The 22,835-nt window shown below is 68.1% G+C and carries 19 protein-coding genes; 13 read left to right on the top strand and 6 right to left on the bottom strand.

Going from position 1 to position 22,835, the window contains the following annotated elements; genetic code table 11:
* The first annotated feature begins 28 nt into the window (after positions 1-28).
* From DBO33_RS02180 to rraA, 7 genes are all read left to right on the top strand, one after another.
* A complete protein-coding gene (locus DBO33_RS02180) occupies positions 29-688 on the top strand; it encodes a YcnI family copper-binding membrane protein (protein WP_107653551.1) in 660 nt (219 codons plus the stop codon).
* Complete coding sequence (locus DBO33_RS02175; RefSeq protein WP_107653550.1) at positions 685-1,227, top strand: copper resistance CopC family protein; 543 nt, start codon at positions 685-687, stop codon at positions 1,225-1,227. The genes DBO33_RS02180 and DBO33_RS02175 overlap by 4 nt, the downstream gene beginning before the upstream one ends.
* Positions 1,224-2,183: a CopD family protein gene (locus DBO33_RS02170; protein WP_107653549.1), complete on the top strand. Its 960-nt coding sequence runs from the start codon at positions 1,224-1,226 to the stop codon at positions 2,181-2,183. Before DBO33_RS02175 ends, DBO33_RS02170 begins: the two co-directional genes overlap by 4 nt.
* Positions 2,184-2,306: 123 nt before the next feature.
* A complete protein-coding gene (locus DBO33_RS02165) occupies positions 2,307-2,786 on the top strand; it encodes an SRPBCC family protein (RefSeq protein WP_107653548.1) in 480 nt (159 codons plus the stop codon).
* A 25-nt stretch (positions 2,787-2,811) separates the two neighbouring features.
* On the top strand, positions 2,812-3,186 hold the full coding sequence (locus tag DBO33_RS02160) for a DUF5313 family protein (RefSeq protein ID WP_107653547.1): 375 nt from the start codon (positions 2,812-2,814) through the stop codon (positions 3,184-3,186).
* A 50-nt stretch (positions 3,187-3,236) separates the two neighbouring features.
* Positions 3,237-3,602, top strand: a complete 366-nt coding sequence (locus DBO33_RS02155; RefSeq protein WP_107653546.1) for a DUF5313 family protein — start codon at positions 3,237-3,239, stop codon at positions 3,600-3,602.
* 86 nt (positions 3,603-3,688) lie between these two features.
* Complete coding sequence (gene rraA, locus DBO33_RS02150) at positions 3,689-4,180, top strand: ribonuclease E activity regulator RraA (RefSeq protein ID WP_107653545.1); 492 nt, start codon at positions 3,689-3,691, stop codon at positions 4,178-4,180.
* 9 nt (positions 4,181-4,189) lie between these two features.
* Here rraA and DBO33_RS02145 read toward each other — a convergent pair whose 3' ends face one another.
* Complete coding sequence (locus DBO33_RS02145) at positions 4,190-4,408, bottom strand: RNA-binding S4 domain-containing protein (RefSeq protein WP_107659886.1); 219 nt, start codon at positions 4,406-4,408, stop codon at positions 4,190-4,192.
* A gap of 144 nt (positions 4,409-4,552) precedes the next feature.
* Here DBO33_RS02145 and lysX point away from each other — a divergent pair, with 144 nt between their 5' ends.
* Both lysX and DBO33_RS02135 read left to right on the top strand, forming a co-directional pair.
* Positions 4,553-7,873: a bifunctional lysylphosphatidylglycerol synthetase/lysine--tRNA ligase LysX gene (gene lysX, locus DBO33_RS02140; protein ID WP_107653544.1), complete on the top strand. Its 3,321-nt coding sequence runs from the start codon at positions 4,553-4,555 to the stop codon at positions 7,871-7,873.
* A 164-nt stretch (positions 7,874-8,037) separates the two neighbouring features.
* Positions 8,038-8,322 (top strand): hypothetical protein, encoded by a 285-nt coding sequence (locus tag DBO33_RS02135; RefSeq protein ID WP_107653543.1) that lies wholly within the window; start codon positions 8,038-8,040, stop codon positions 8,320-8,322.
* Positions 8,323-8,377: 55 nt separating this feature from the next.
* On the opposite strand, the gene DBO33_RS02130 is transcribed toward DBO33_RS02135, so the two are convergent.
* Positions 8,378-9,877, bottom strand: coding sequence for an MFS transporter (locus DBO33_RS02130; RefSeq protein ID WP_234390652.1), 1,500 nt, complete (start codon positions 9,875-9,877; stop codon positions 8,378-8,380).
* 108 nt (positions 9,878-9,985) lie between these two features.
* Between DBO33_RS02130 and DBO33_RS02125 the strand changes: the two genes are divergently transcribed.
* The 3 genes from DBO33_RS02125 (at position 9,986) to DBO33_RS02115 (ending at position 11,800) form a co-directional block, all read left to right on the top strand.
* Positions 9,986-10,684, top strand: coding sequence for a winged helix-turn-helix transcriptional regulator (locus tag DBO33_RS02125; RefSeq protein WP_107659884.1), 699 nt, complete (start codon positions 9,986-9,988; stop codon positions 10,682-10,684).
* Positions 10,685-10,742: 58 nt separating this feature from the next.
* Complete coding sequence (locus DBO33_RS02120; RefSeq protein WP_107653542.1) at positions 10,743-11,354, top strand: histidine phosphatase family protein; 612 nt, start codon at positions 10,743-10,745, stop codon at positions 11,352-11,354.
* Between the two features lie 116 nt (positions 11,355-11,470).
* A complete protein-coding gene (locus DBO33_RS02115; RefSeq protein ID WP_159080099.1) occupies positions 11,471-11,800 on the top strand; it encodes a hypothetical protein in 330 nt (109 codons plus the stop codon).
* A gap of 78 nt (positions 11,801-11,878) precedes the next feature.
* On the opposite strand, the gene DBO33_RS02110 is transcribed toward DBO33_RS02115, so the two are convergent.
* The 4 genes from DBO33_RS02110 to DBO33_RS02095 form a co-directional block, all read right to left on the bottom strand.
* The gene (locus DBO33_RS02110) at positions 11,879-12,778 is read right to left on the bottom strand and encodes a cutinase family protein (protein ID WP_199856512.1); all 900 of its coding nucleotides are present in this window, start codon (positions 12,776-12,778) and stop codon (positions 11,879-11,881) included.
* Between the two features lie 408 nt (positions 12,779-13,186).
* Positions 13,187-14,656 (bottom strand): glutamate synthase subunit beta, encoded by a 1,470-nt coding sequence (locus DBO33_RS02105; protein WP_107653539.1) that lies wholly within the window; start codon positions 14,654-14,656, stop codon positions 13,187-13,189.
* 59 nt (positions 14,657-14,715) lie between these two features.
* On the bottom strand, positions 14,716-19,365 hold the full coding sequence (gene gltB, locus DBO33_RS02100; protein ID WP_107653538.1) for a glutamate synthase large subunit: 4,650 nt from the start codon (positions 19,363-19,365) through the stop codon (positions 14,716-14,718).
* Between the two features lie 873 nt (positions 19,366-20,238).
* Positions 20,239-20,826, bottom strand: coding sequence for a chorismate mutase (locus DBO33_RS02095; RefSeq protein WP_107653537.1), 588 nt, complete (start codon positions 20,824-20,826; stop codon positions 20,239-20,241).
* Positions 20,827-21,092: 266 nt separating this feature from the next.
* On the opposite strand from DBO33_RS02095, the gene DBO33_RS02090 reads away from it, so the two are divergent.
* The gene (locus tag DBO33_RS02090) at positions 21,093-22,799 is read left to right on the top strand and encodes a DUF4407 domain-containing protein (protein ID WP_107653536.1); all 1,707 of its coding nucleotides are present in this window, start codon (positions 21,093-21,095) and stop codon (positions 22,797-22,799) included.
* The last annotated feature ends 36 nt before the right edge of the window (positions 22,800-22,835 follow it).

The following is a 22,835-nucleotide window of genomic DNA, read 5'->3' as shown; positions in this document are numbered from 1 at the left end:
CTTTTCCCTTCGGACAGAAAGCCTTTCCATGCACCGTTCGATTTCGCGCGCCACCGGCACGGCGGCAGCCGCCGCCACCCTCGCCGTGCTGGCCTGCGGTACCGCCGCCGCCCACGTCAGCGTGGACGCGCCGGGCGCCCAGCAGGGCAAGTATTCGGTCGCCACCTTCCGGGTGCCCACCGAATCCGACACCGCAAGCACCACCGCGCTCACCGTCACCCTGCCCAATCTGAAAAGCGCACGGCCCGAACCCATTCCGGGCTGGTCGGTCAAGGTCGACAAGAACGAGAAGAAAGAGATCACCGCGATCACCTGGACCGCGGATCCGGGCGCCCCGGGCGTCGGCCCCGGCCAGTTCCAGCGGTTCGCCGTCTCGGTCGGCCCGCTGCCCGCGCAGGAGACGGTCAGTTTCCCGGCCAAGCAGACCTACAGCGACGGCAAGATCGTCGACTGGGATCAGCCCGCGGGCAAAGACGGTGCGGAGCCCGAACATCCGGCGCCGTCGCTCACCCTCGCCCAGGGCAAGGCCGACGCGGGCGACGACCACAAGGTCGACAGCGAAGCCGCGCACAGCGACGCCGACGGCACCGACAACACCGCCCGCTGGCTCGGCGGCATCGGCCTCGCACTCGGCCTGCTCGCCGTCGCGCTCGGCCTCGGCAACGTGATCCGGGCGCGGCAGTCATGACCCGGCGCCTGCTCACCGCGCTCGTCGCGGGGCTGTTCCTGCTCGGATTCGGTCTCGCCGCAACCGGAACCGCCGCCGCGCATTCGGCGCCGACGGCCAGCGTGCCGGAGGACGGCGCGACCATCGAGGCGGGCCCGGCGCGCGCGAGCGTCACCTTCAACGAAGCCCTGCAGCCGAGCTTCCCGGCGCTCACCGTGGTCGGCCCGGACGGCAAGCTGTGGTCGAAGGGCTCGCCGACGGTCGACGGCAATACGGTCAGCGTCGAAGTGGGCGAGCTGGGGCCGGTCGGCGAATACACGATCGCCTACCGCGTCACCTCCGCCGACGGCCATCCGGTCAGCGGCACCCGGCATTTCACGCTGAGCAAGGCGGGCAACGGCGTCCCGGGCGCGAAGCCGAACGCCAACAGCGGTAGCTCCGATGACGACGGCTCCGGCGGAATCCCGCTGTGGGTCTTCATCGTCGGCGCCGTTGTGCTCTTCGGCGGCGGGCTGGCGTTCGCGCTGTTCGGCGGCAGGAGCCGGAAACCGAACCAGTGACCGGTAGGACGATCGGCGGCCGGGGCGGTGCGCGGCGGGGTACCGCACGCGCACCGTGGGCGGTGCTGCTGGTCGTCCCCGCCGGCCTGCTCGGTGTGCTGATCGCCTGGGTGCTGGCCGTGTCCGCTGGTTTCGCGGCCGAGGCCATCGTCCGGGTGCTCGCCGACATGTTCGGCGCGACGGTGCTCGGCTTGGCCGCGCTGCCCCGGCTGCACCAGCGGCTCGAGCCGCCGTGGCGGTTGCTCGCGGTGCTGGCCGGGTGCTGGTGCGGCGCCGAGTTCGCGATCATCGTCTTCGAGGCGGCCCAGGTGGTCGGGGTGCCGATCAGTGAGTTGGGGGCCGCGCAGTTCGGCGACTATCTGGTGGAGATCAGCGGCGGGCAGGTCGGCATCGCCATCCTGGTGGGGGTCGGCGCGGTCGCGTGCTACTCGACGGTGGCGTTCCGGCGCACCGAGATCGCCTCTGCCGACCTGGTTCTGGTGTTCGCGGCGGTCGCGCTGGCGCTGCGGCCGATCACCGGGCACATGTCGCAGCAGGCGTTCGGGTCGGTGCTCGCCGCGGTGCACGCGCTGGCGGCGGCGGCCTGGTTCGGGCTGCTCGTGGCGCTCGCGCTGGTGGTGCGCACCCGGGGCGAGTGGGCCGTGGTGCTGCCGAGGTATTCGGCGGCGGCGTTGCCGCTGGTCGCGGTGGTGGCGGCGACCGGACTGCTCAACGGGCTGGTGCGGGTCGGCGGGATCACGCCGTTCATCAGCACCGGTTATGGCCGCATCCTGCTCGCGAAAACTCTTGTACTGATTGGTCTGCTGGCACTGGGCTGGTGGTGGCGACGCAGCTGGGTACGCCGGGCCGCCGATCACCGGATGACGGCGGAAGCTTCGCTGCGCCGGGCACTCATCGAGGTGGTCGTGATGGCGCTGGCCTTCGGTTTGGCCGCAACGCTCGCGGTCACCGCCTGAACCTCTGCCCCTCGTGGCGGCGCCCCCTTCGGTCCGGCCCCCCAACTCGAGGGAACGCTGTGCGGCACCCGGGGCACCTCCGGCGACCGGGCGACCTCGATCGCCACCGGTTACTGTTTTCGCATGACCGAAGTGAAGATCGTCGAGGACTGTGCGGCGTCGGCGGAGTCCGCGTTCGCCTACGTGAACGACTATCGGAATCTGCCGAAGTTCCTGTACGGGATCCAGTCGTTCACGCCGGTCGGCGAGCAGACGGTCGGTGTCGGCGCCGCGTTCGACGGGCACATCAAGCTCGGGCCCGCCTCGCTGAAGTCCCGCGTCGAGGTGGTGCGCTGGGCGGAGAACACCCTCATCGCGGTGAAGTCGATCAAGGGCTTCGAGGTCGAGTCGACCTTCCTGTTCCATCCCAAGGGCGATGCGCGCTGCACCGTCGACGCGATCGTCGACTTCCGGGTCGGCGGCGGCCTGGCCGGCCGTGCGCTCGGCAAGACCATCGAGCCGTTCGTGAAGATCGCGGTGCAGCACACGACACACAACCTGATCACCCAGATCCAGGCTTTCCATGCCGATCGCGCCGCGGAATCCGATGAGTCCGTGCATTGATCCACCGGTAGAGGATGCTTAGTCGATGAGTGCCACGCCGTCCTTCGTCCAGCGCATCGGCTACATCGCGGGCCGTACCCTGCCTCCCTCGATGACCGACTGGGTGCGCGAAGACCTGGTCGGCCCCGGCGCGACGCGGCGATACCTGCTGCGCATCCTGCTGCCGTTGATTCCGGTGCTCATGCTGTTCCTGCTGCTGCCCGGCCCGCTGTGGATGGGCCTGGCCATGATGGCGCTGCTGTATCTGCCGCTGATCTACTTCACGGTCGCGCTGATGTACGTGTACCGGCGGCACCGGCTGATCAAGCACGGCCTCGACCCTGCGCTGGCCGACGCGGATGCCCGGCGCAAAGCCGAGCCGGAACGCCTCGCGTACGAGCGGCGGCACGGCCGAGGTTGAGCGGCTCAGCAACCTAGCGGTGACCCTTACCACAGGCATAGCCTCTAGGTATGAAAACCCCCACAATTCGGCAGCGGATCGCCTACGATCTGGGCCGCGAGCTCTCCGAGGAGCTGCACGAGTGGGTCATCCGCGACCTCGTCGGACACGGGGCCATGGAGCGCTATCTCGTCCGCTTTCTCGGGCCGGTGCTGCCGTTCTTCGCCCTGGTACTGCTGTTCCCGGGTCCGATGCCGCTGAAGATCGGCTTGATCGTGATGATGATCGTTCCGATGGTCATCTTCACCGTGGCGCTCAGCTATGTCTGGCGCCGCTTCCGTTTGGGCCAGCACGGGTTGAACCCCGAACTGGTCAACCGCGCCAAGTTCTCCGAGCACGACCGGGAGCGGTACGAACTGCGCTACGGGCACCGTTAGCGCCCCTCAGCACATCGAGAGCGATCAACCTCACAACGGGAGCGGCCCTCCCGGAGCTGCTGTTCGATCACCTTTAAGCTGAGCCCGTGACCGAATCGCAGAATGATGTTGTCGCCACTGCCGACCTGGCCGACGAGATCGGCCCCGAGATCCGCAGCTGCGATACGCAGTTCATCCAGTTCGGTGGCCGCGCGGCATTTTCCGGCCGCATCTCCACCATCCGCTGCTTCCAGGACAACCTGCTGGTGAAGCAGACGCTCGGCGAACCGGGCCACGGCAAGGTGCTGGTCGTCGACGGCGACGCGAGCGTGCACACCGCGCTGGTGGGTGACGTCATCGCCGGTCGCGGCGTGGATAACGGCTGGGCCGGCGTGATCATCAACGGCGCCGTGCGCGACTCGGCCATCCTGCGCACGCTCGACATCGGCATCAAGGCGCTGGGCACCAACCCGCGCAAGAGCACCCAGACCGGCTCCGGCGACCGGGACGTGCCGGTCGAGTTCGGCGGCGTCACCTTCGTGCCCGGCGACATGCTCTACAGCGACCACGACGGCGTCGTGGTGCGGGCCGAGGACTGAAAGTCCCTCTCAGACTGAAACTCTCGCCTGATGACCGGCCAGGGTGACGACGTCGCCGATCTGTAGTTGCCGGCCGCGGCGCAGCTCCACCTCGTCGTTCACCCGCACCAGACCGGACGCGATCACCGTCTTGGCCTCCGAGCCGGATTCGATCAGGTTGGCCAGTTTCAGGAACTGACCGAGCCGAATGACGTCGTCATCGATCGGTACATCGACTGGTTCTGACATGAGGTACATCCTTACCTTGCCTCCGGAATCAGCAAACGCCAGCCCCCGATGCGCGTTGCTGACACGCGTGTGCGACGCGCCGAGAACCGACATGCCCGGGTGGTCTTCGAGCACCGAAACGGCGGCACCGTACACACTGGTTCAGTGACCACCACGCAAGCCCGGCAACACCTGATCGAACCGCCCGCGGATAGACCGACCCCGCCCGTGCCGCATCGGGGACATGGACGACTGGCCGAGGTACCGCATATCGCGGGCCTGGTGCTCGGGGTTTTCGCGGTGGCGTGCTTCCTCTGGAGCCTCTCGCCCGGCCTGCGTTTCCTGACCCAGGTACCGCGTCGCTACATCGACAACTACTACTTCGACGCCCCCGACACCAACCTGATGTGGGCGCTGATCGTCGGCCTGCTCGCGGGCGCGCTGGCCAGCCGGAAACGGATCGCCTGGTGGTTGCTGCTCGGTTATCTGGCGCTGTACGCGCTGGCCGACGGCTTGGATTTCGCGGACACCGGCAATATCGACGCGCTGGTGGCGATGATCGTGCACCTGGCGGTGATCGGCGTGCTGATCGCGGCCTGGCGCGAGTTCTACACGAGAGTGCGCCGCGGCGCGGGTTTGAAGGCGCTGGGGGTGCTCGCCGGCGGCCTGACGGTCGGCTCGCTGCTCGGCTGGGGTCTGGTCGAGTTGTTCCCCGGTTCGCTGCCGAGCGGCGCGCAGCGGCCCGGCTGGGCGATCTATCGGGTGACCGCCGCGGTGCTGGTGGACAACGAACACTTCGACGGTCACCCGCGCCCGTTCGTCAACTTCCTGCTCGGCCTGTTCGGCGCGATCGCGCTGCTGGCCGCGGTGCTCATCCTGCTGCGCTCGCAGCGCGCGGCGAACGCGATGACCGGCACCGACGAGTCGGCCATCCGCGGCCTGCTGGAACGTTCCGATCTGGAGGACTCGCTCGGTTACTTCGCGACCCGCCGCGACAAGGCGGTGGTGTTCGCGCCCAGCGGCAAGGCGGCGGTCACCTACCGGGTGGAACTGGGCGTCTGCCTCGCCAGCGGCGACCCGATCGGCATCCGCGAGGCTTGGCCGCAGGCCATCGATGCCTGGCTGCGGCTGGCCGACCAATTCGGCTGGGCACCCGCGGTGATGGGCGCCAGCGAACTCGGCGCGACCTCCTACCGGCGGGCCGGGCTCTCCGCGATCCGGCTCGGTGACGAGGCCATCCTGGACACCAGGACGTTCTCCCTCGCGGGCCCGGAGATGAAGCCGGTCCGTCAGGCCGCGAACCGCCTGCGCAAGCACGGCATCACCGTGCGGATCCGGCGGCACCGCGACATTCCGGCCGAGGAGTTCCGGCAGGTGATCGCCCGCGCGGACGCCTGGCGCGACACCGAGACCGAGCGCGGCTTCTCGATGGCACTCGGCAGGCTCGGCGATCCGCTGGACGGGGACTGCCTGCTCGTCGAGGCGGTGAACGGTCAGGATCGGGTGCTCGGCATGCTGTCGCTGGTGCCGTGGGGCCGCACCGGTGTCTCGCTGGAGTTGATGCGCCGGGACCCGAATGGCCCGAACGGCGTGATGGAGCTGATGATTTCGCAGCTCGCGCTGAACTCCGAACAGCAGGGCATCACCAAGGTCTCGCTGAATTTCGCGGTGTTCCGCTCGGTGTTCGAGGAGGGCGGCCGGATCGGCGCCGGACCGGTGCTGCGGCTGTGGCGCGGTGTGCTGCTGTTCTTTTCGCGCTGGTGGCAGCTGGAGGCGCTGTACCGCTCCAACGTGAAGTACCAGCCGCATTGGGTACCAAGGTTTTTCCTGTTCGAGGAGCGCAGGCAACTGCCCAGGGTCGCGGTGGCCAGTGCGCTCGCCGAGGGTTTCCTGCCGCGCTTCGGCAAGGAGCCGGATACGGTCGCGCACACCGGTATACACAGCGCAGTGCCCGCCACCATGACCGGCCTGCACGCCGACGGCAGCCCGCCCGACATCGATCACGTCGAGGGCAAGGAGCAGCTGCCGCGCCGCCCCGAGCAGGTGCGGGTGCGGATGGACAAGCTGGACCGGCTCACCGCGTCCGGCGTCGAGGCCTACCCGGTCGCCTACCCGCCGACACACACCGTCGCCAAGGCCAGGCAGTCGCCGCGCGGCACCACGGTCCGGGTCTGCGGCAGGCTGCTGCGCATCCGCGACTACGGCGGCGTGATCTTCGCCGGGGTCCGGGACTGGACCGACGACATCCAGCTGGTGATCGACCGCGACCGGGTCGGCGCCGAGCGCAGCGCCGAGTTCACCGAATTCTTCGACCTCGGCGACCTGATCGAGGTCAGCGGTCAGATCGGGCGCAGCCGCCGCGGCGAACTGTCGCTGCTCGCGGCGGACTGGCGCATGCTCGGCAAGTGCCTGCATCCGTTGCCGGACAAGTGGAAAGGCCTGTCCGACCCCGAGGCGAAAGTGCGGCAGCGCTACGTCGACATGGCGATCAACGCCGAGACCAGGGAGGTGCTCGCCAAACGCAGCGCGGTGGTCCGCTCGCTGCGTGACTCGTTGAACGCCTGGGGTTATCTCGAAGTGGAGACGCCGATCCTGCAGCAGGTGCACGGTGGCGCCAACGCCACCCCGTTCCTCACTCACATCAACGCCTACGACCTGGACTTGTACCTGCGGATCGCTCCCGAGCTGTACCTGAAGCGGCTCTGCGTCGGCGGCATGGAGAAGGTCTTCGAGATCGGCCGGACCTTCCGCAACGAGGGCGTCGACTTCAGCCACAACCCCGAGTTCACCATTCTCGAGGCGTACGAGGCGCACAGCGACTACGAGCGCATGATGCACGCCTGCCGCCAGCTCATCCAGGACGCCGCGCTCGCCGCGAACGGTGCGATGGTGGCGTTGCGGCCGCAGGACGACGGCTCCTACGAGCCGGTGGACATCTCGGGTGAGTGGGCGGTGAAGACGGTGCACGGCGCGGTGTCCGAGGCCATCGGCACCGAGATCACCCCGGACACCGGCCTGGACCAGCTGCGCGAACTGTGCGACAAGGCCGAGGTGCCCTACCAGCACGGCTGGGACGAGGGCCAGGTGGTGCTGGAGATGTATGAGCATCTGGTCGAATCCCATACCGAGGAACCGACTTTCTACATCAACTTCCCCACCTCGGTGTCTCCGCTGACCCGCGCGCACCGCTCGATTCCGGGGGTCACCGAGCGCTGGGACCTGGTCGCCTGGGGGGTCGAACTCGGTACCGCCTACAGCGAACTCACCGACCCGATCGAGCAGCGCCGCAGGCTCACCGAGCAGTCGATGCTCGCGGCCAACGGCGACCCGGAGGCGATGGAGCTCGACGAGGACTTCCTGCAGGCGCTCGAGCACGCGATGCCGCCGACCGGCGGGCTCGGCATGGGCGTGGACCGGGTGGTCATGCTGATCACCGGGCGCAGCATCCGCGAGACGCTGCCGTTCCCGTTGGTGAAACCGCGCTGAGCCGAGGCAAGGTTCGCGAAGGGTCCACTCCGGATGAATCGGACAGCTACCCTGGGTTATTCGGTCCGGGCGGCCGAATACTCGGGTTGACCGGCCGGTGGTTCGGGCGTGCGGTGAGTGGTATTCGGCCCGGGAGGAGACCGATACACGAGATGGGGTTCTGAATGTATGTTGACCTGCTGACCAATATGAGCTTGGTGGATACGAGCGTGTGGGCGAGCCCGGACGTCTGGAACTCGGCGCTGGACCTCGCGGCCAAGAAGAAACGCAGGAGCAGCGGCGGGCTGATCATCGGCGGGCTCTGCTGCCTGCTGGTCGTCGCGGCGATCATCGCAGGCGTCTACCTGATGCGGCGGCGGAAGAAGGGGCCCAACCAGCAACCGCCGAACCAGCCGCCCTACGGCGAGCAGCCCCCGTACGGGCAGCAGCAACCGCCTTACACTCCTTGACCGAAATGGCCCGGCTCGCATAACGAACCGGGCCATTGCTTGTTCAGCCTGTTGCTCAGAGGACGGTGCGCTCGGACGCCACTTCCGCCTCGAGCAACAGCTCGTCGTCCAGGTCGACGCCGTGCGCGGTGGCGGGCACCGACTTCAGCACGAGCACCGCGGCCAGCAGCGCGGCGACGACCAACGCCGCGCCGATCCAGAAGGCGAGCTGGAAGCCGCTGGTCAGCGCCTCGCTCACCGGGGTGCCCGCCGCCAACAGGTCGGTCGTCTTGCTGGCCGACAGGGTGGCCAGCACGGCGAGCCCGAGCGCGCCACCTACCTGCATGGTGGTGTTGGCCAGTCCGGAGGCCAGCCCCGCTTCCTCCGGCGCCACCCCGGACATCGCCAGGTTCATCAGCGCCGGGAAGGCAAGGCCCGCACCGGTTCCGAACAGCACCATCGGGCCGAAGATGTGCAGCCAGTAGTTGCCGTCGACGGGTGCCTGGGTCAGCCAGAGCAGCGCGGCGAGGATCAGCGACAGACCCGGGATCAGCACCTTGCGCGCACCGAACCGCATCACCAGGCCCTCGGAGTAACGCACCGAGAGCAGGCCCATGATCGCGGCGACCGGGAAGAACGCCAGGCCCAGTTGCAGCGGCTCGTAGCCCAGCACCTGCTTCAGGTACAGCGAGCCGAGGAAGAACATGCCGAACATGCCCGCCACGGTGACCACCTGAATCGCGTTGGCGCCGGACAGGTTCCGGGACCGGAAGATCGTTAGCGGCATCAGCGGGGTCTTCGCCGTCGCCTCCCGCGCGACGAACCCGGCGAGCAGCGCCAGCGACGCCACCCCGAGGCCCAGGGTGACCGGGTCGGTCCAGCCGTACTCGGCGGCGGGCTTGACGATGGTGTAGACGCCGAGCATCAGCGCCGCCGTGATCAGCACGGCGCCGGGCACATCCGCGCCGTCCTTCAGGCCCGCGCCCTGATCCTTGTCCAGGATCTTCATCGCGGCGAGCCCGACCAGAATGCCGATCGGCAGATTGACCAGGAAGATCAGCCGCCAGTCCAGCGCGGTGAGCAGGCCGCCGAGCAGCAGGCCGATCGCGCCACCGGCCGACGCGACGAACGCGTAGCGACCAATCGCCTTCGCCTGCTCCCTCGGGTCCGGGAACATTGCGAAGATCATGCCGAGGATCACCGCGGAGGTCATCGCGCCGCCGATGCCCTGCAGGAACCGGGCCGCGATCAGGGTGACCTCGTTGACGGCCAGCCCGCACAGCACCGAGGCCACGGTGAAGACCACCAGGCCGGACAGGAACATGGTGCGGCGACCGATCAGGTCGCCGAGCCGGCCCGCCAGCATCAGCAGGCCACCGAACGAGATCAGGTAGCCGTTCACCACCCAGGCCAGCCCGGCCGAGGTGAACCCGAGGTCCTGCTGGATGTCGGCTAGCGCGACGTTCACGATCGTGGCGTCCAGCACGATCATCAGCATGCCGCCGCACAGCACATACAGCGCGAGCCAGCGACCGCGGTCCGCCGCCTCGCGTGTCCGTTCTCTTACGTCAACCACCAGCGTTGCCTTCCACCCGAAGATCGTTATGATGCGACGCTAGCAGTGGTTAGTCCTAAAAAACAACTACCTAATTCGATTGCAGTATCTGCTGATATGCTGTATTCCATGACTGCTGCTCCTGAGCACCGCAACAAGCGCAGCTACCACGACGCGTGCGGCGCGGCCCGCGCACTCGACCTGGTCGGTGAACGATGGACCCTGCTGGTGGTGCGCGAACTGCTGCTCGGCCCCAAACGATTCACCGATCTGCGGGCCGGGCTGCCGACGATCAGCCCGAACGTGCTGTCCCAGCGGCTCGACGAGCTGGTCCAGGCGGGCGTGGTGCACAAGCGCAAGCTGCCGCCGCCGGTCAGTGCCGCGGTCTACGACCTCACCGACTGGGGCAAGGAACTGGACACGGTGATCCTCGCGCTCAGTCACTGGGGTGCGCGCACACCCAGCACCTACCGCTGCTCGGAGGTGAGCACCGACGCCCTCGTCGTCTCGCTGCGCACGCATTTCCAGGCGGATCGGGCGGCCGGCCTACGGGCCGACTTCGACCTGCACTTCACCGGACCCGATGCGAACACCGACGAATTCCACGCGGTGGTCGACGACGGCACGCTCACCATCACCCGCGGTGCGAGCGGCACCGCGGCGACCGCCATCCACACCAGCGTCGCGGCCTTCGTCGCGGTCGTCTACGACGGGCACTCGATGGCCGAGACGATCACCGCGGGCGTCACGCAGGTAACCGGCGACGCGGCCGCCGCCGAGCAGTTCACCACCCTGTTCGAACTGCCGCGGGAGTGCACCGGTCGCTGACGCGACACCGTGTCGCGCCCGTATCGAGGCGCGGCCTCCGATACGGCAGAGTGGGCGTGTGCAGTTGATCCTCGTTCGCCATGCCCAACCGGTCCGGATCATGAACTCGGCCGGTCCCGCCGATCCCGAGCTCGCGCCCGTCGGGCTCGAGCAGGCCGAGCGGGTGCCCGCCGCGTTGAGCCAGCACCGGATCACTCGGGTGGTGAGCAGCCCCCAGCGCCGGGCGCGCGAGACCGCGGCACCGACCGCGGCGAAGCTCGGCGCCGGCCTCGACCTCATCGATGATCTCGCCGAATACGATCGCGATCTGCCCGCCTACATTCCGATCGAGGATGCCAAGGTCGAGTTCCGCGAGGTCTACGAACGGATCAAAGCGGGGCACCTGCCGCATCAGATCGACGGCAAGGCGTTCAAGTCCCGGGTGCTCGACGCCGTCACCGAGATCGCCGCGAGCACCGACCCGGCAGGCACGGTGGTCGCCTTCACGCACGGTGGCGTGATCAACGTGCTGCTCCAGGAGATCCTCGGCTTGGAACGGCCGCTGACGTTCCCGATCGACTACTGCTCGATCACCCGAATCCTGTTCTCCCGCACCGGGCGCCGGACCGCGGCGACGATCAATGAGAACGGGCACGTCTGGGATCTGTTGCCGCGCAATATCAAAGCCTGAGCGGCACTCACAGACGATTGGCAGGGACATCGCACCGCCGTCCCAGCGACGGAACCTTCTATGGGACGGGTGCGCTACCACCCTCAGTAGCGCACGGTTCCAGAGAAAGGATTCCCGTGTTGCTCTCCAGTACATCGAGACGCCGCCTCACCCGAATTGCCGTGGCGGGAGCGTTGATCGCGTTACCGGCCGGCGCGCTGGCCGCGACAGCTTCGGCGCAGGCACCCGATCCGGCGGCGATTCAGCTGACCCCGGCTGACGGCACCGATATCAGTGCGCATCCGCACGGCGGCCTGGAGCTGCCCGGCGGCCAAGGACATGACGGCCCGCGGGTGGAGTATCGCGAGCGCGGTGACGGACCGCGCATCCACCGGAAGGACGAGCCCGGTCCGCGGATCTTCTTCAAGGACGGTCGACCGTCGACCGGTTCCGCGGGCAGCAGCTGATCCCTTGTCCCGCTAGTCCATACGACGAAGGCCCACCTCCTTGCCGGAGGTGGGCCTTCGTTTCGGTACGCGGTGGAGCTAGGCCATGCCCGCAATCCAGTTGTGCATCCAGGACACGGCGGTCTGGCCGCCGCCGACCGGGTAGCTGCCGTACAGGGTGTGCGCCTGCGACTTGTAGAAGCGCTCCAGGTCCTTGGCCCGCTGCTCGTTCGCCGACTCGGTCAGCTGCGCCTGCAGGGTCGGCACGCCACCATGCGCGAACAGGTCGTTCATGATGTTGCCGGCTTCGATCTGGTAGCGCCACATGTTGGCCGGGTTCGCGTCCGAGGCCTGCGCCAGGAAGCCGGCGAACCGGGTGACGAAGTCGTCGGGTGCGGTCGCGCAGTACAGGTCGCTCACCGCGCAGATGCTGCGGGTGCGGTCGCTGATCCAGCCGAAGCCGCCGACCCTGGCGCCACCGGCACCCGCGCCGGGCGCCGGGGCGCCGACCTGAATGTCGTTCGGGGAACGGCGCGGGTCGGAGATCAGGCCGACGCCCGCGATCCGCTCCGGCGCGACCACACTGAGTCCGGTGCCGATCTCGGCCGCCAGATCACCGGCGGCGTCGGCGCCCTGGCTGTAGCCGACGAGCGCGATCTTCGTGGCGCCGCACGACTTCGCCATGTCGGAGATGAGGCCGCGCGCGGTGTCGACGGCTTCCTTCTTCGAGTTGCCGTAGACCTCGCCCTCCCATGGGAACGCGGTCGCGGCATAGGTCACGTAGTCGACCTCCGCCGAACGGGGCAGATTGTTGGTGACCCCGGCCAGCATGCCCGGCTTCGGCGTCTTGTCTTTGCCGGTCTCCCAGGTACCCGGGATCGCCACCACGTACAGGCTCGGGCAGCCAGGCGCCGCGCTCGCGGCACCGGCGCCGAACACCATGCCGGACAACACCGTCGCGGAAGCACCGAGAGCCGCGACAACCTTCTTCAACTGCATACCGCTCCAGTCCAAAACCATGCCTCTCGCGAGTGCGTCCTCGACAAGTTGCGCCCCAATGCTGAACCCGACGGATGACGTTTCAGTGCACGCTGGGTTAACACAAGCCACCCACCGACGTGTCGGCTACGACCACAGCCCACATCCCAAGATCAGCAGCACGACGGGATCACAATAGAGGTACCAGCTCGCCGGCGCCATCCGAAACCCCGGCCTTGTTCGAATTTTCGTCGAATGCCCAAATCTGCTACGTCCCGTTCGTCGCGAAAGTCCTTATGCGCTGGGGTAGTTGAGCGTCGAACCGGATTGCCGTCAGCCCCTTGTTATTTGGGCAGCCAAGAACAAAGGCGCCTGTGGACATTGCTGTCCACAGGCGCCTTTTCCGCTCCGGTAAGAGAGGGGTTCAGGTCATCGCTGGGCGACCATGGTGGGGGTGATGGGGGCGGGCAGCGCCGTCTCACCTTCCAGGAAGCGGTCCACCGCGGCGGCCGCGGCGCGGCCTTCGGCGATGGCCCAGACGATGAGGGATTGGCCGCGGCCCATGTCGCCGGCGACGAAGACGCCGGGGATGTTGGTCGCCCAGTTCTTGTCCCGCTGCACGTTGCCGCGCTGGTCGTAGCCGACGCCGAGATCTTCGAGCAGGCCCGGCTTCTCGGGGCCGGTGAAGCCCATGGCGAGCAGGACGAGGTCGGCGTCGAGGGTGAAGTCGGTGCCGTCGACCTTCTCGAAGCGGCCGTTGACCATGCTGACCTCGTGCGCCTGCAGGCCGGTGACCTTGCCGTCTTCGCCGATGAAACGCTCGGTGTTCACCGAGAACACCCGCTCGCCGCCTTCTTCGTGCGCCGAGGACACCCGGTACATGAGCGGGTAGGTCGGCCATGGCGTGGACGCGGCGCGCTCCTCCGGCGGGCGCGGCATGATCTCGAACTGGTGGACGCTGGCCGCGCCCTGCCGGTGCGAGGTGCCGAGGCAGTCGGCGCCGGTGTCACCGCCGCCGATGATGATGACCTTCTTGCCGCGCGCGTGAATGGGCGGCAGGCCGTCTTCGTCGGTGACGTCGTCGCCGAGCTGCACCTTGTTGGCCCACGGCAGGAACTCCATGGCCTGGTGGATGCCGTCGAGCTCACGCCCGGGGATCGGCAGGTCACGCGCGAGGGTGGCGCCACCGGAGAGCACGACCGCGTCGTAGGTTTCACGCAGCTGCTCGGCGGTGATGTCCACCCCGACGTTCACGCCGGTCTTGAAGATGGTGCCCTCGGCCTCCATCTGCGCGAGCCTGCGGTCGATGAAGCGCTTCTCCATCTTGAATTCCGGGATGCCGTAGCGCAGCAGCCCGCCGATGCGGTCGGCCCGCTCGAACACGGTCACGGTGTGGCCGGCGCGGGTGAGCTGCTGTGCGGCCGCCAGGCCGGCGGGGCCGGAACCGACGACGGCGACGCGCTTGCCGGTCAACCGAGTCGGGTAGACCGGGGCCACCCAGCCCTCGTCGAAGGCGTTCTCGATGAGATCGACCTCGACCTGCTTGATGGTCACCGGGTCCTGGTTGATGCCGAGCACACAGGACGCCTCACACGGCGCCGGGCACAGCCGCCCGGTGAACTCCGGGAAGTTGTTGGTGGCGTGCAGCCGGTCGATGCCTTCGCGCCACTGCCCCTTGTAGACCAGGTCGTTCCACTCGGGGATCAGGTTGCCCAGCGGGCAGCCGTTGTGGCAGAACGGAATACCGCAGTCCATGCACCGGCTGGCCTGCCGCTGCAGGGTCTGCTTCGGATACCCCTGCTCGTAGACCTCTTTCCAGTCCATCAAGCGCAGCTCGACCGGTCGGCGGGTCGGTAGCTCCCGGTGCGTGTGCTTCAAAAATCCTTGTGCGTCAGCCACGTTCGGCCTCCGTAATCTTGCCTAGGAACATCGGACTCAGCTGTTGAATGCGTCGCGTGTCAGCCACGGGCCGCCTCCATGATCGCCTCGTCGACGTCCTTGCCCGCCTTCTCCGCCTCGGAGATGGCCAGCAGTACCTTCTTGTATTCGCGCGGCATCAGCTTCACGAAGTGGTTCACCTGCTGCGACCAGTCGCCCAGAATGCGTTCGGCGACAGCGGAACCCGTCTGATCGCGGTGCTGGGTGATGATGTCGCGCAGCCAGGTGAAGTCGTCACCGGAGAGCTGCTCGACGGCGTCGGCCTGCTCGGGGTTGAGCCTGGACTCGAAGGTGCCGTTCGGGTTGTAGACGAACGCGACACCGCCGGACATACCGGCGCCGAAGTTGCGCCCGGTCTCACCGAGGATGACCACCCGGCCGCCGGTCATGTACTCCAGACCGTGGTCGCCGACACCCTCGACCACCGCGAGGGCACCCGAGTTACGGACGGCGAAGCGCTCGCCGACCACACCGCGGATGAACGCCTTGCCGTTGGTGGCGCCGAACAGGATCACGTTGCCCGCGATGATGTTCTCCTCCGCCACGAACTCGGCAGGCGCGTTCAGCGACGGGCGCACCACCAGGTGGCCGCCGGAGAGTCCCTTGCCGACATAGTCGTTCGCGTCGCCCTGCACCCGCAGCGTGATGCCCGCGGGCACGAAGGCGCCGAAGCTGTTGCCCGCCGAGCCGGTGAAGGTGATGTCGATGGTGTCGTCGGGCAGGCCGGCGCCACCGTAGAGCTTGGTCACCTCGTGGCCGAGCATGGTGCCGACGGTGCGGTTCACGTTCGTGATCTTGGTTTCGAACTTCACCGCCTGGCCACGCTCGAGCGCGTCGCGGCTCTGCGTGATCAGCTGCTGATCCAGCGCCTTGTCCAGGCCGTGGTCCTGGGTCTTGGTGCAGCGCCGGTCCTGGTACATGAACGCGGTCTCGACATTGTCGAGGATCGGCGACAGGTCCAGCTTGCTGGCCTTCCAGTGCTGCTTGGCCTTGGCGGTGTCGAGCAGGTCGACCCGGCCGATGGCCTCGTCCAGCGTGCGGAAGCCCAACTGCGCCAGCAGTTCCCGGACCTCCTCGGCGATGAACAGCATGAAGTTCTCGACGAATTCCGGCTTGCCGGTGAAACGTTCGCGCAGCACCGGGTTCTGCGTCGCTACACCCACAGGGCAGGTGTCGAGGTGGCAGACCCGCATCATGATGCAGCCCGAGACCACCAAAGGCGCAGTGGCGAAACCGTATTCCTCGGCGCCGAGCAGCGCGGCGATCATCACGTCGCGGCCGGTCTTCATCTGACCGTCCACCTGCACGACGATGCGATCGCGAAGTCCGTTGAGCAGCAACGTCTGCTGGGTCTCGGCCAGGCCGAGCTCCCACGGACCGCCCGCGTGCTTGAGCGAGGTGAGCGGCGAGGCACCGGTGCCGCCGTCGTGGCCGGAGATCAGCACCACGTCCGCGTGCGCCTTGGACACACCGGCCGCGACGGTGCCGACGCCGGGCTCCGCAACAAGTTTCACGTGAATCCGCGCCTGCGGGTTCGCGTTCTTCAGGTCGTGGATCAGCTGCGCCAGATCCTCGATCGAGTAGATGTCGTGGTGCGGCGGCGGCGAGATCAGGCCGACACCCGGTGTCGAGTGCCGCACCTCGGCGACCCATGGGTACACCTTGTGCGCCGGAAGCTGGCCGCCCTCACCGGGCTTCGCGCCCTGCGCCATCTTGATCTGGATGTCGGTGCAGTTGGTCAGGTAGTGCGCGGTCACGCCGAAGCGGCCGGAGGCCACCTGCTTGATCGCGCTGCGCCGCCAGTCGCCGTTCTCCTCCGGCTCGAAGCGGGCCGGCGATTCGCCGCCCTCACCCGAGTTCGACCGGCCGCCGAGCCGGTTCATCGCGATGGCGAGGGTCTCGTGCGCCTCGGCCGAGATGGAGCCGTAGCTCATCGCGCCGGTGGAGAAGCGCTTCACGATCTCCGACGCCGGCTCGACCTCGTCGATCGAGATCGACGCGCGCTCCTTCTTGAACTTGAACAGGCCACGCAGCGAGGCCAGCCGCTCGGTCTGGTCGTCGACCATCTTGGTGTACTCCTTGAAGATGGAGTACTGACCGGTGCGGGTGGCGTGCTGCAGCTTGAACACGGTGTCCGGGTTGAACAGGTGGTACTCACCCTCGCGCCGCCACTGGTACTCGCCGCCCACCTCGAGCTCGCGGTGCGCGCGCTCGTTGCGGTTCTCCAGGAACGCGAGCCGGTGCCGCTCGGCGACGTCGGCCGCGATGTCCTCGAGGCCGATGCCGTCCAGGTGCGAGCGCAGGCCGGTGAAGTACTCGTCGGCCAGGTCCTGGGACAGGCCGATCACCTGGAACAGCTGCGCGCCGGTGTAGGAGGCCAGCGTCGAGATGCCCATCTTGGACATCACCTTCAGCACGCCCTTGCTGGCGGCCTTGTTGTAGTTGGCGACCGCCTTGCGGAAGTCCGCCGCGTGATCGCCGGTGCTGCCGGGCATTTCGAGCGCGCCGCGCTCGAGCATGTCCTCGATGGTCTCGAAGGCCATGTACGGGTTGATCGCGGCCGCGCCGAAGCCGACCAGCATCGCCATGTGGTGCACCTCGCGGGCGTCACCGGCCTCGACGACGAGACCGACCATGGTGCGGGTGCGCTCGCGCACCAGGTGGTGGTGCACCGACGCGGTCAGCAGCAGCGACGGGATCGGCGCCAGCTTCTCGTTGGACTCGCGGTCGGAGAGCACGACGATCCGGGCGCCGCCGTCGATGGCGGCCGACACCTGGGTGTTGATGGCCTTGAGCGCCTTGCGCAGACCCTTGCCGCCCTTGGCCACCGGGTACAGGCCGCGCACGATCACCGAACGCAGCTCGGGCTGGGAGCCGTCGTCGTTGATGTGCACCAGCTTGGCCAGCTGGTCGTTGTCGATGATCGGCGATTCGATCGCGATCTGCTTGCACGACTCCGGGCCGGGGTGCATCAGATCGGCCTCCGGGCCGATGGCCCGGCGCAGGCTGGTCACCACCTCTTCGCGGATCGCGTCCAGCGGCGGGTTGGTGACCTGCGCGAACAGCTGGGAGAAGTAGTCGAACAGCAGCCGGGGCCGCGACGACAGCACCGCGATCGGGGTGTCGGTGCCCATCGAGCCGAGCGCCTCGCCACCGGTCTTGGCCATCGGCGAGATCAGCAGGTTCAGTTCTTCGTTGGTGTATCCGAAGATCTGCTGGCGGATCAGCACCCGGTCGTGCGACATGTGCACGTGCGGGCGGTCGGGCAGGTCCTCGAGCTTGGTCACACCCGCGTCCAGCCATTCCTGGTACGGGTGCTCGGCCGCAAGATCGGTCTTCAGCTCGTCGTCGCCGACGATGCGGCCCAGCGAGGTATCGACCAGGAACATGCGGCCGGGTTGTAGTCGGACCTTGCGGACCACCTTGGACGGGTCGATGTCGAGCACGCCGACCTCCGACGCCATCACCACGAGGCCGTCGTCGGTGATCCAGATGCGGCTGGGGCGCAGGCCGTTACGGTCGAGCACGGCGCCGACCACGGTGCCGTCGGAGAAGCACACCGACGCCGGGCCGTCCCACGGCTCCATCAGCATCGAGTGGTACTCGTAGAACGCGCGGCGGCGCTGATCCATGGTGTCGTTGCGTTCCCACGCCTCGGGGATCATCATCAGCACCGCATGGGGCAAGCTGCGGCCGCCGAGGTGCAGCAGTTCCAGGACCTCGTCGAAGCGCGCGGTATCGCTCGCCCCCGGGGTACAGACCGGGAAGATCTTCTCCAGCCGGTTGTTGCCCGCCGAGTCGGTGCCGAAGATGTCCGAACGCAGCAGCGCCTCGCGCGCCCGCATCCAGTTCTCGTTGCCGGTGACGGTGTTGATCTCGCCGTTGTGCGCGACGCGGCGGAACGGGTGCGCCAGCGGCCAGGACGGGAAGGTGTTGGTGGAGAAGCGCGAGTGCACGATGCCGAGGGCGGACTCCACCCGGCCGTCCTGCAGGTCCAGGTAGAAGGCGCGCAGCTGCGGCGTGGTGAACATGCCCTTGTAGACGAAGGTCTGGCCGGACAGGCTCGGGAAGTACACCGACTCCTTGCCGACCGAGCCCTCGCCGGGGCCCGACTTGCCGAGCTCGTGCTCGACCCGCTTGCGGACGACGTAGGCCCGGCGCTCCAGGTCCATCCCGGACAGCTGCTCGGCCGCACCACGCGGGGAGCCGATGAAGACCTGCCGGAAGGTCGGCATGGCGTCGCGCGCCAGCGCACCGAGCGACGACTCGTCGATCGGCACCTCGCGCCAGCCGAGAACCTCGAGGCCCTCTTCCTTGACGATCTTCTCCACGCCGTAGGCGGCACGCGCGGCCTCGCGCCTGGCCTGCGGCAGGAAGGCGATACCGGTGGCGTAGGAGCCCTCCGGCGGCAACTCGAAGTCCACGATGGCGCGGAAGAACCGGTCCGGGACCTGGATCAGGATGCCCGCGCCGTCACCACTGTTGGGTTCGGCGCCTGCGGCACCACGGTGCTCCAGGTTCAACAGAGCCGTAATAGCCTTGTCGACGATGTCGCGGCTGCGGCGGCCGTGCATGTCGACGACGAACGCGACACCGCAGGCGTCGTGTTCGTTCGCCGGGTCGTAGAGCCCGACGGGTCCAGGTGACCTGTGGCCAGGAAGTTGCATCATGCCTCTGCCTTCAAGAAGGGCGTTCGACGAAATGAATTACGCAATTTCGCCTGAATGCCTCCGTACAAGACTGCGCCCGTACGTTCCGAAACCAGCCGCGCTGATGGTCTTCGGCGTGCAGTCACGTCTCCAGTTGTTCACCCGCTTCAGTGACGTAGTGGGTGCTCGTCGGTAACAGATCCCTAACGAGATCCTTACCTCCGTGCGGGTTCTCGCCAGCTACGCTGAGCACCGGTCCAGGAGCTGCCCGAGCGGGCGAGGGTGCCGAGCATTCTGTGTTCGGCGTAAGAGCAAACGATAAGTCAGGTCCGGGGCCCAACCAACTAAGGTTGCACTAATAACCGGGTCTAGCTGGGCTTCTTCATTCGGTCCTCCACGTGTGCGCGTCGTCCAGTGTAAAGCAGCGGGTACCGCTCGATCGACCCTGCGGCACCCTCGGCCAGCCGCTCGACGCCGACGCGCGAGAGCGGGCCCAACCTTCGCAAATCGGTCAGAAGAACGCTCTCACCTGCATCGAAGATGATTTCCCTCGCTCAGCATCCGGCAAACCCCTCGGCGGCGGCTAACTCGGAAGCGGGCTGGATGAGATATTTCCGACAGGGTCCTGACGAGCCCGAGCTGTGATCCGACCGTCCGGACTGTTTTGTTTGCTGTGGCCTTCAGCACATTTTCAGCTAACCGACGGGAGTGGTATTCGACACATTTTCGCGGCCGAAACCTATACGCCGTCAGGGGGTAATGGGTGTGATTTATTGCGGGCCCGAACGCTTTTCGCCGAATATTCGCCGATCGCGCGGACTTTCCGCCTGAAGACGGCGCTTAAGAAAGGGTTAAGCGGGGTATGGAGCGGCTTCCGTGGGGAGCTTGCAGCGTTCAACGCGGCGCGCACAAGGCGGCCGCGGCACGCACCAGCGCGGCCTGATGCAAGGCGTCGGTATTTCCGGCGCCGAATACGCCGAAGACGCTGTAGGCCAATCTTTCCGCGCAGTCCGGTGCGGTCAGCTCGGCCCGCCGGGCGGCCAGCTGGTCGACGATCTCGATGTTCACCCGGTCGATCACCGGGCGCACCGCCGCCAGATCGGGGGCCGACCCGGGCGCCGCGACCGGATCGAAGCGCCAGCGGGTGATCAGACCGCGCTGCACGATCTTGTTGGACTCGATCTGGCCGGAGAACACCTGCCGCACCCAGGGTTCGGGCAGGTCGCGCCCGGCGCCCAGCTTTGCCATCGCGTCGTAGACCACGGCCTCCCTGGCCGGGTCGTCGATGGTGGGTTCGGTGCCGGACTCGGCGGCGGCCACCCACTTCGCCGCGGCCACCGCGTCACCGGTGTCGAGGCGCTCGAGCACCAGGGCGACCAGGCGATCCAGCGACTCGGCTCGGTCGTCGCCCGGCTCGGCCGCCGCGCTAACCGGCGACATGATCAGAGCCGCCGACACGATCATCAGCATGACAAGGCGCATAACCCGACCTCCTGAGCTGGCTCGCGCGGAAACCGATCATCGAGCCAGGGTAAGCGACCGGCCCCGCGCGTCCGGTCCCGAAACCGGCACCGCGCGCCCGCCTTCGGCACCCGTACCCGCACCACATCGGCGGTTTTGTGAGCCTGACCACATACCTCCGCCGCCACTCGGTGTGTCGGGTTCGGTCCTGTCACGCTGTGACCACGAAACCGTGACGGTTTCATCGAGCCCTGAAATCGACTGGGACCAAGAGGATGTGAGCTCCCATGACCGTCATCGGCTTGTTCACCTGGCTCGGCGGGGGTCAGACCGGTGAAGTCGCCTACCGCCACGAGCGCACCGGCTATGCCGTCACCGGTGCATCGGTGCTGTTGTTCGCGGTGGTGTCCGGCCTGGTCGCCGCGCTCGCGCTGGCCTCGACCGGCACCTGGGCCCTGCTCGCGGTAATTCCGGTGGCGCTGCTCGTCGCGGTGCTCGCGGGCGCGATCGCCCGCGCGGTGGCGACCGCGCGACCCAGCGGCGAGCCCGACCGGCTCGGCCTGCTCGCTCGCATCGGCGTCGCCGTGCTGGTCGGCGGGTTGCTCGCCGAGTTGGCCGCGACCGTCGTCTTCGGCGGCAGCGTCGACCGGACCCTCGACGAACGAGCCCAGCGTTCCGTCGCTTCCGCGCCGCGGGTCGTCGCCGCGGCCGCCGAGCTCGACAAGGCGCGGGCCGACCGGACCGCGCTGGATCAGTCGATCGCCAAGGCGCAGGCCGACCTGGACCGCTCGCTGGTGATCGCCCGTTGTGAGTTCAATCCGACCCCCGAGTGCCCGCAGACCCGGATCACCAATGTGCCGGGACGCGGGCCGGAAGCGCAGACCGCCAACGACATGCTCGACGACGCCCGCAGGCAACTGGCCGCGGCGCAAGGCCGGGCCGACGCGCTGGACCAGCGGATCGCCGACGACGAAAAGGCCGTGGCCGCAGCCGAATCGGCCGCCTTCGCCGACGCCGACCGCGGCCTCGGTGCGCGCTGGCTGGCGATGAACGACTACACCACCCACCACGCGGGCGCGCTGCCGCTGCGCATCCTGACCATCATCGCTGTCGTCGCGCTGGCGCTGCTGCCGCTGGTACTGCGCTGGTGGCGCGGCCAGACCTCGTTCGACCGGCGGGTCGCCTACCTCGAGGTACAGGCACGCGCCGAGCAAGAAGCCGATACGGCCATCGCCCTGAAACGGGCCGAGGTGCGCGCCGAAGCCCAAGCCCTGCGCGCCGAACAACAACTCACCGCGGCTCGCCTCGCCGCCGAGGCGGACACCGCCATCGACCGGGAGCGCCAGCGCACCAGGATCGTCGCGGCCATCGGCGGCTTGGAGATCGGTATCGCCGAGCCGCCGCGCCGAACCGCACTGCCAGCCGCACCGGCTGAAGACCGAAAGGACAGCTCCGTGTCTGAAGGATTCGCGCCGTCGAACCTGCCCGCCCCCGTCACCGCGCGGGAACTCGGCCCGAGCACCGCGCCGCTGCCGCCCAAGTCCGGTGGCGGCCTGGAACTCCCGCTGATCGGCACGGTGCCGTTCACCGACACCGCGGCCCGGTTGATCCGCCCGCTGGTGCCGTCGTTCGTGGCCAACGCGATCGACAACGCGACGCACCCGCTGCGCACGGCCCGCCAGGCGTTCGAAGAGGTCGAGGAGATCACCTTCACCCTGCGCCGCACCCGCAAGGTCACCGTCGATACCCAGGACTCGCACGCGCCGACCGGTTACCAGCTCGCGCCGGGCTCGCCGGAGGCGCTGCACGCCCAGCGCATCGCCGCCACCGTGGTCGACGCGGACTACGGGCAGCAGGACCCGCGCTACTCGGCACTGCCGGACGGTGCGGCGCAGCCGTACGGCCTGTCGGCCGGGCGGCAGGACGAACTCAGCGGCCGCCGAAACCCCGAACTGCCGGGTCATGGTCGCCGCGAACTGCCCCGCGGCCACTGACCGTCCGGCGCGCGCTGGTCGAGGCGCTCGGCCGGT

The organism is Nocardia suismassiliense (assembly GCF_900269665.1).
Classification (GTDB): Bacteria; Actinomycetota; Actinomycetes; order Mycobacteriales; family Mycobacteriaceae; genus Nocardia; species Nocardia suismassiliense.
This window is presented reverse-complemented; position numbering and strand designations above follow the sequence as displayed.

Bases quoted from the DNA above. Each gene is read 5' to 3' on its own strand.
- DBO33_RS02180 (WP_107653551.1), top strand. From the start codon at position 29: ATGCACCGTTCGATTTCGCGCGCCACCGGCACGGCGGCAGCCGCCGCC.
- DBO33_RS02175 (WP_107653550.1), top strand. From the start codon at position 685: ATGACCCGGCGCCTGCTCACCGCGCTCGTCGCGGGGCTGTTCCTGCTC.
- DBO33_RS02165 (WP_107653548.1), top strand. From the start codon at position 2,307: ATGACCGAAGTGAAGATCGTCGAGGACTGTGCGGCGTCGGCGGAGTCC.
- DBO33_RS02160 (WP_107653547.1), top strand. From the start codon at position 2,812: ATGAGTGCCACGCCGTCCTTCGTCCAGCGCATCGGCTACATCGCGGGC.
- DBO33_RS02155 (WP_107653546.1), top strand. From the start codon at position 3,237: ATGAAAACCCCCACAATTCGGCAGCGGATCGCCTACGATCTGGGCCGC.
- DBO33_RS02145 (WP_107659886.1), bottom strand. From the start codon at position 4,408: ATGTCAGAACCAGTCGATGTACCGATCGATGACGACGTCATTCGGCTC.
- DBO33_RS02135 (WP_107653543.1), top strand. From the start codon at position 8,038: ATGTATGTTGACCTGCTGACCAATATGAGCTTGGTGGATACGAGCGTG.
- DBO33_RS02125 (WP_107659884.1), top strand. From the start codon at position 9,986: ATGACTGCTGCTCCTGAGCACCGCAACAAGCGCAGCTACCACGACGCG.
- DBO33_RS02110 (WP_199856512.1), bottom strand. From the start codon at position 12,778: ATGCAGTTGAAGAAGGTTGTCGCGGCTCTCGGTGCTTCCGCGACGGTG.
- gltB (WP_107653538.1), bottom strand. From the start codon at position 19,365: ATGATGCAACTTCCTGGCCACAGGTCACCTGGACCCGTCGGGCTCTAC.
- DBO33_RS02095 (WP_107653537.1), bottom strand. From the start codon at position 20,826: ATGCGCCTTGTCATGCTGATGATCGTGTCGGCGGCTCTGATCATGTCG.
- DBO33_RS02090 (WP_107653536.1), top strand. From the start codon at position 21,093: ATGACCGTCATCGGCTTGTTCACCTGGCTCGGCGGGGGTCAGACCGGT.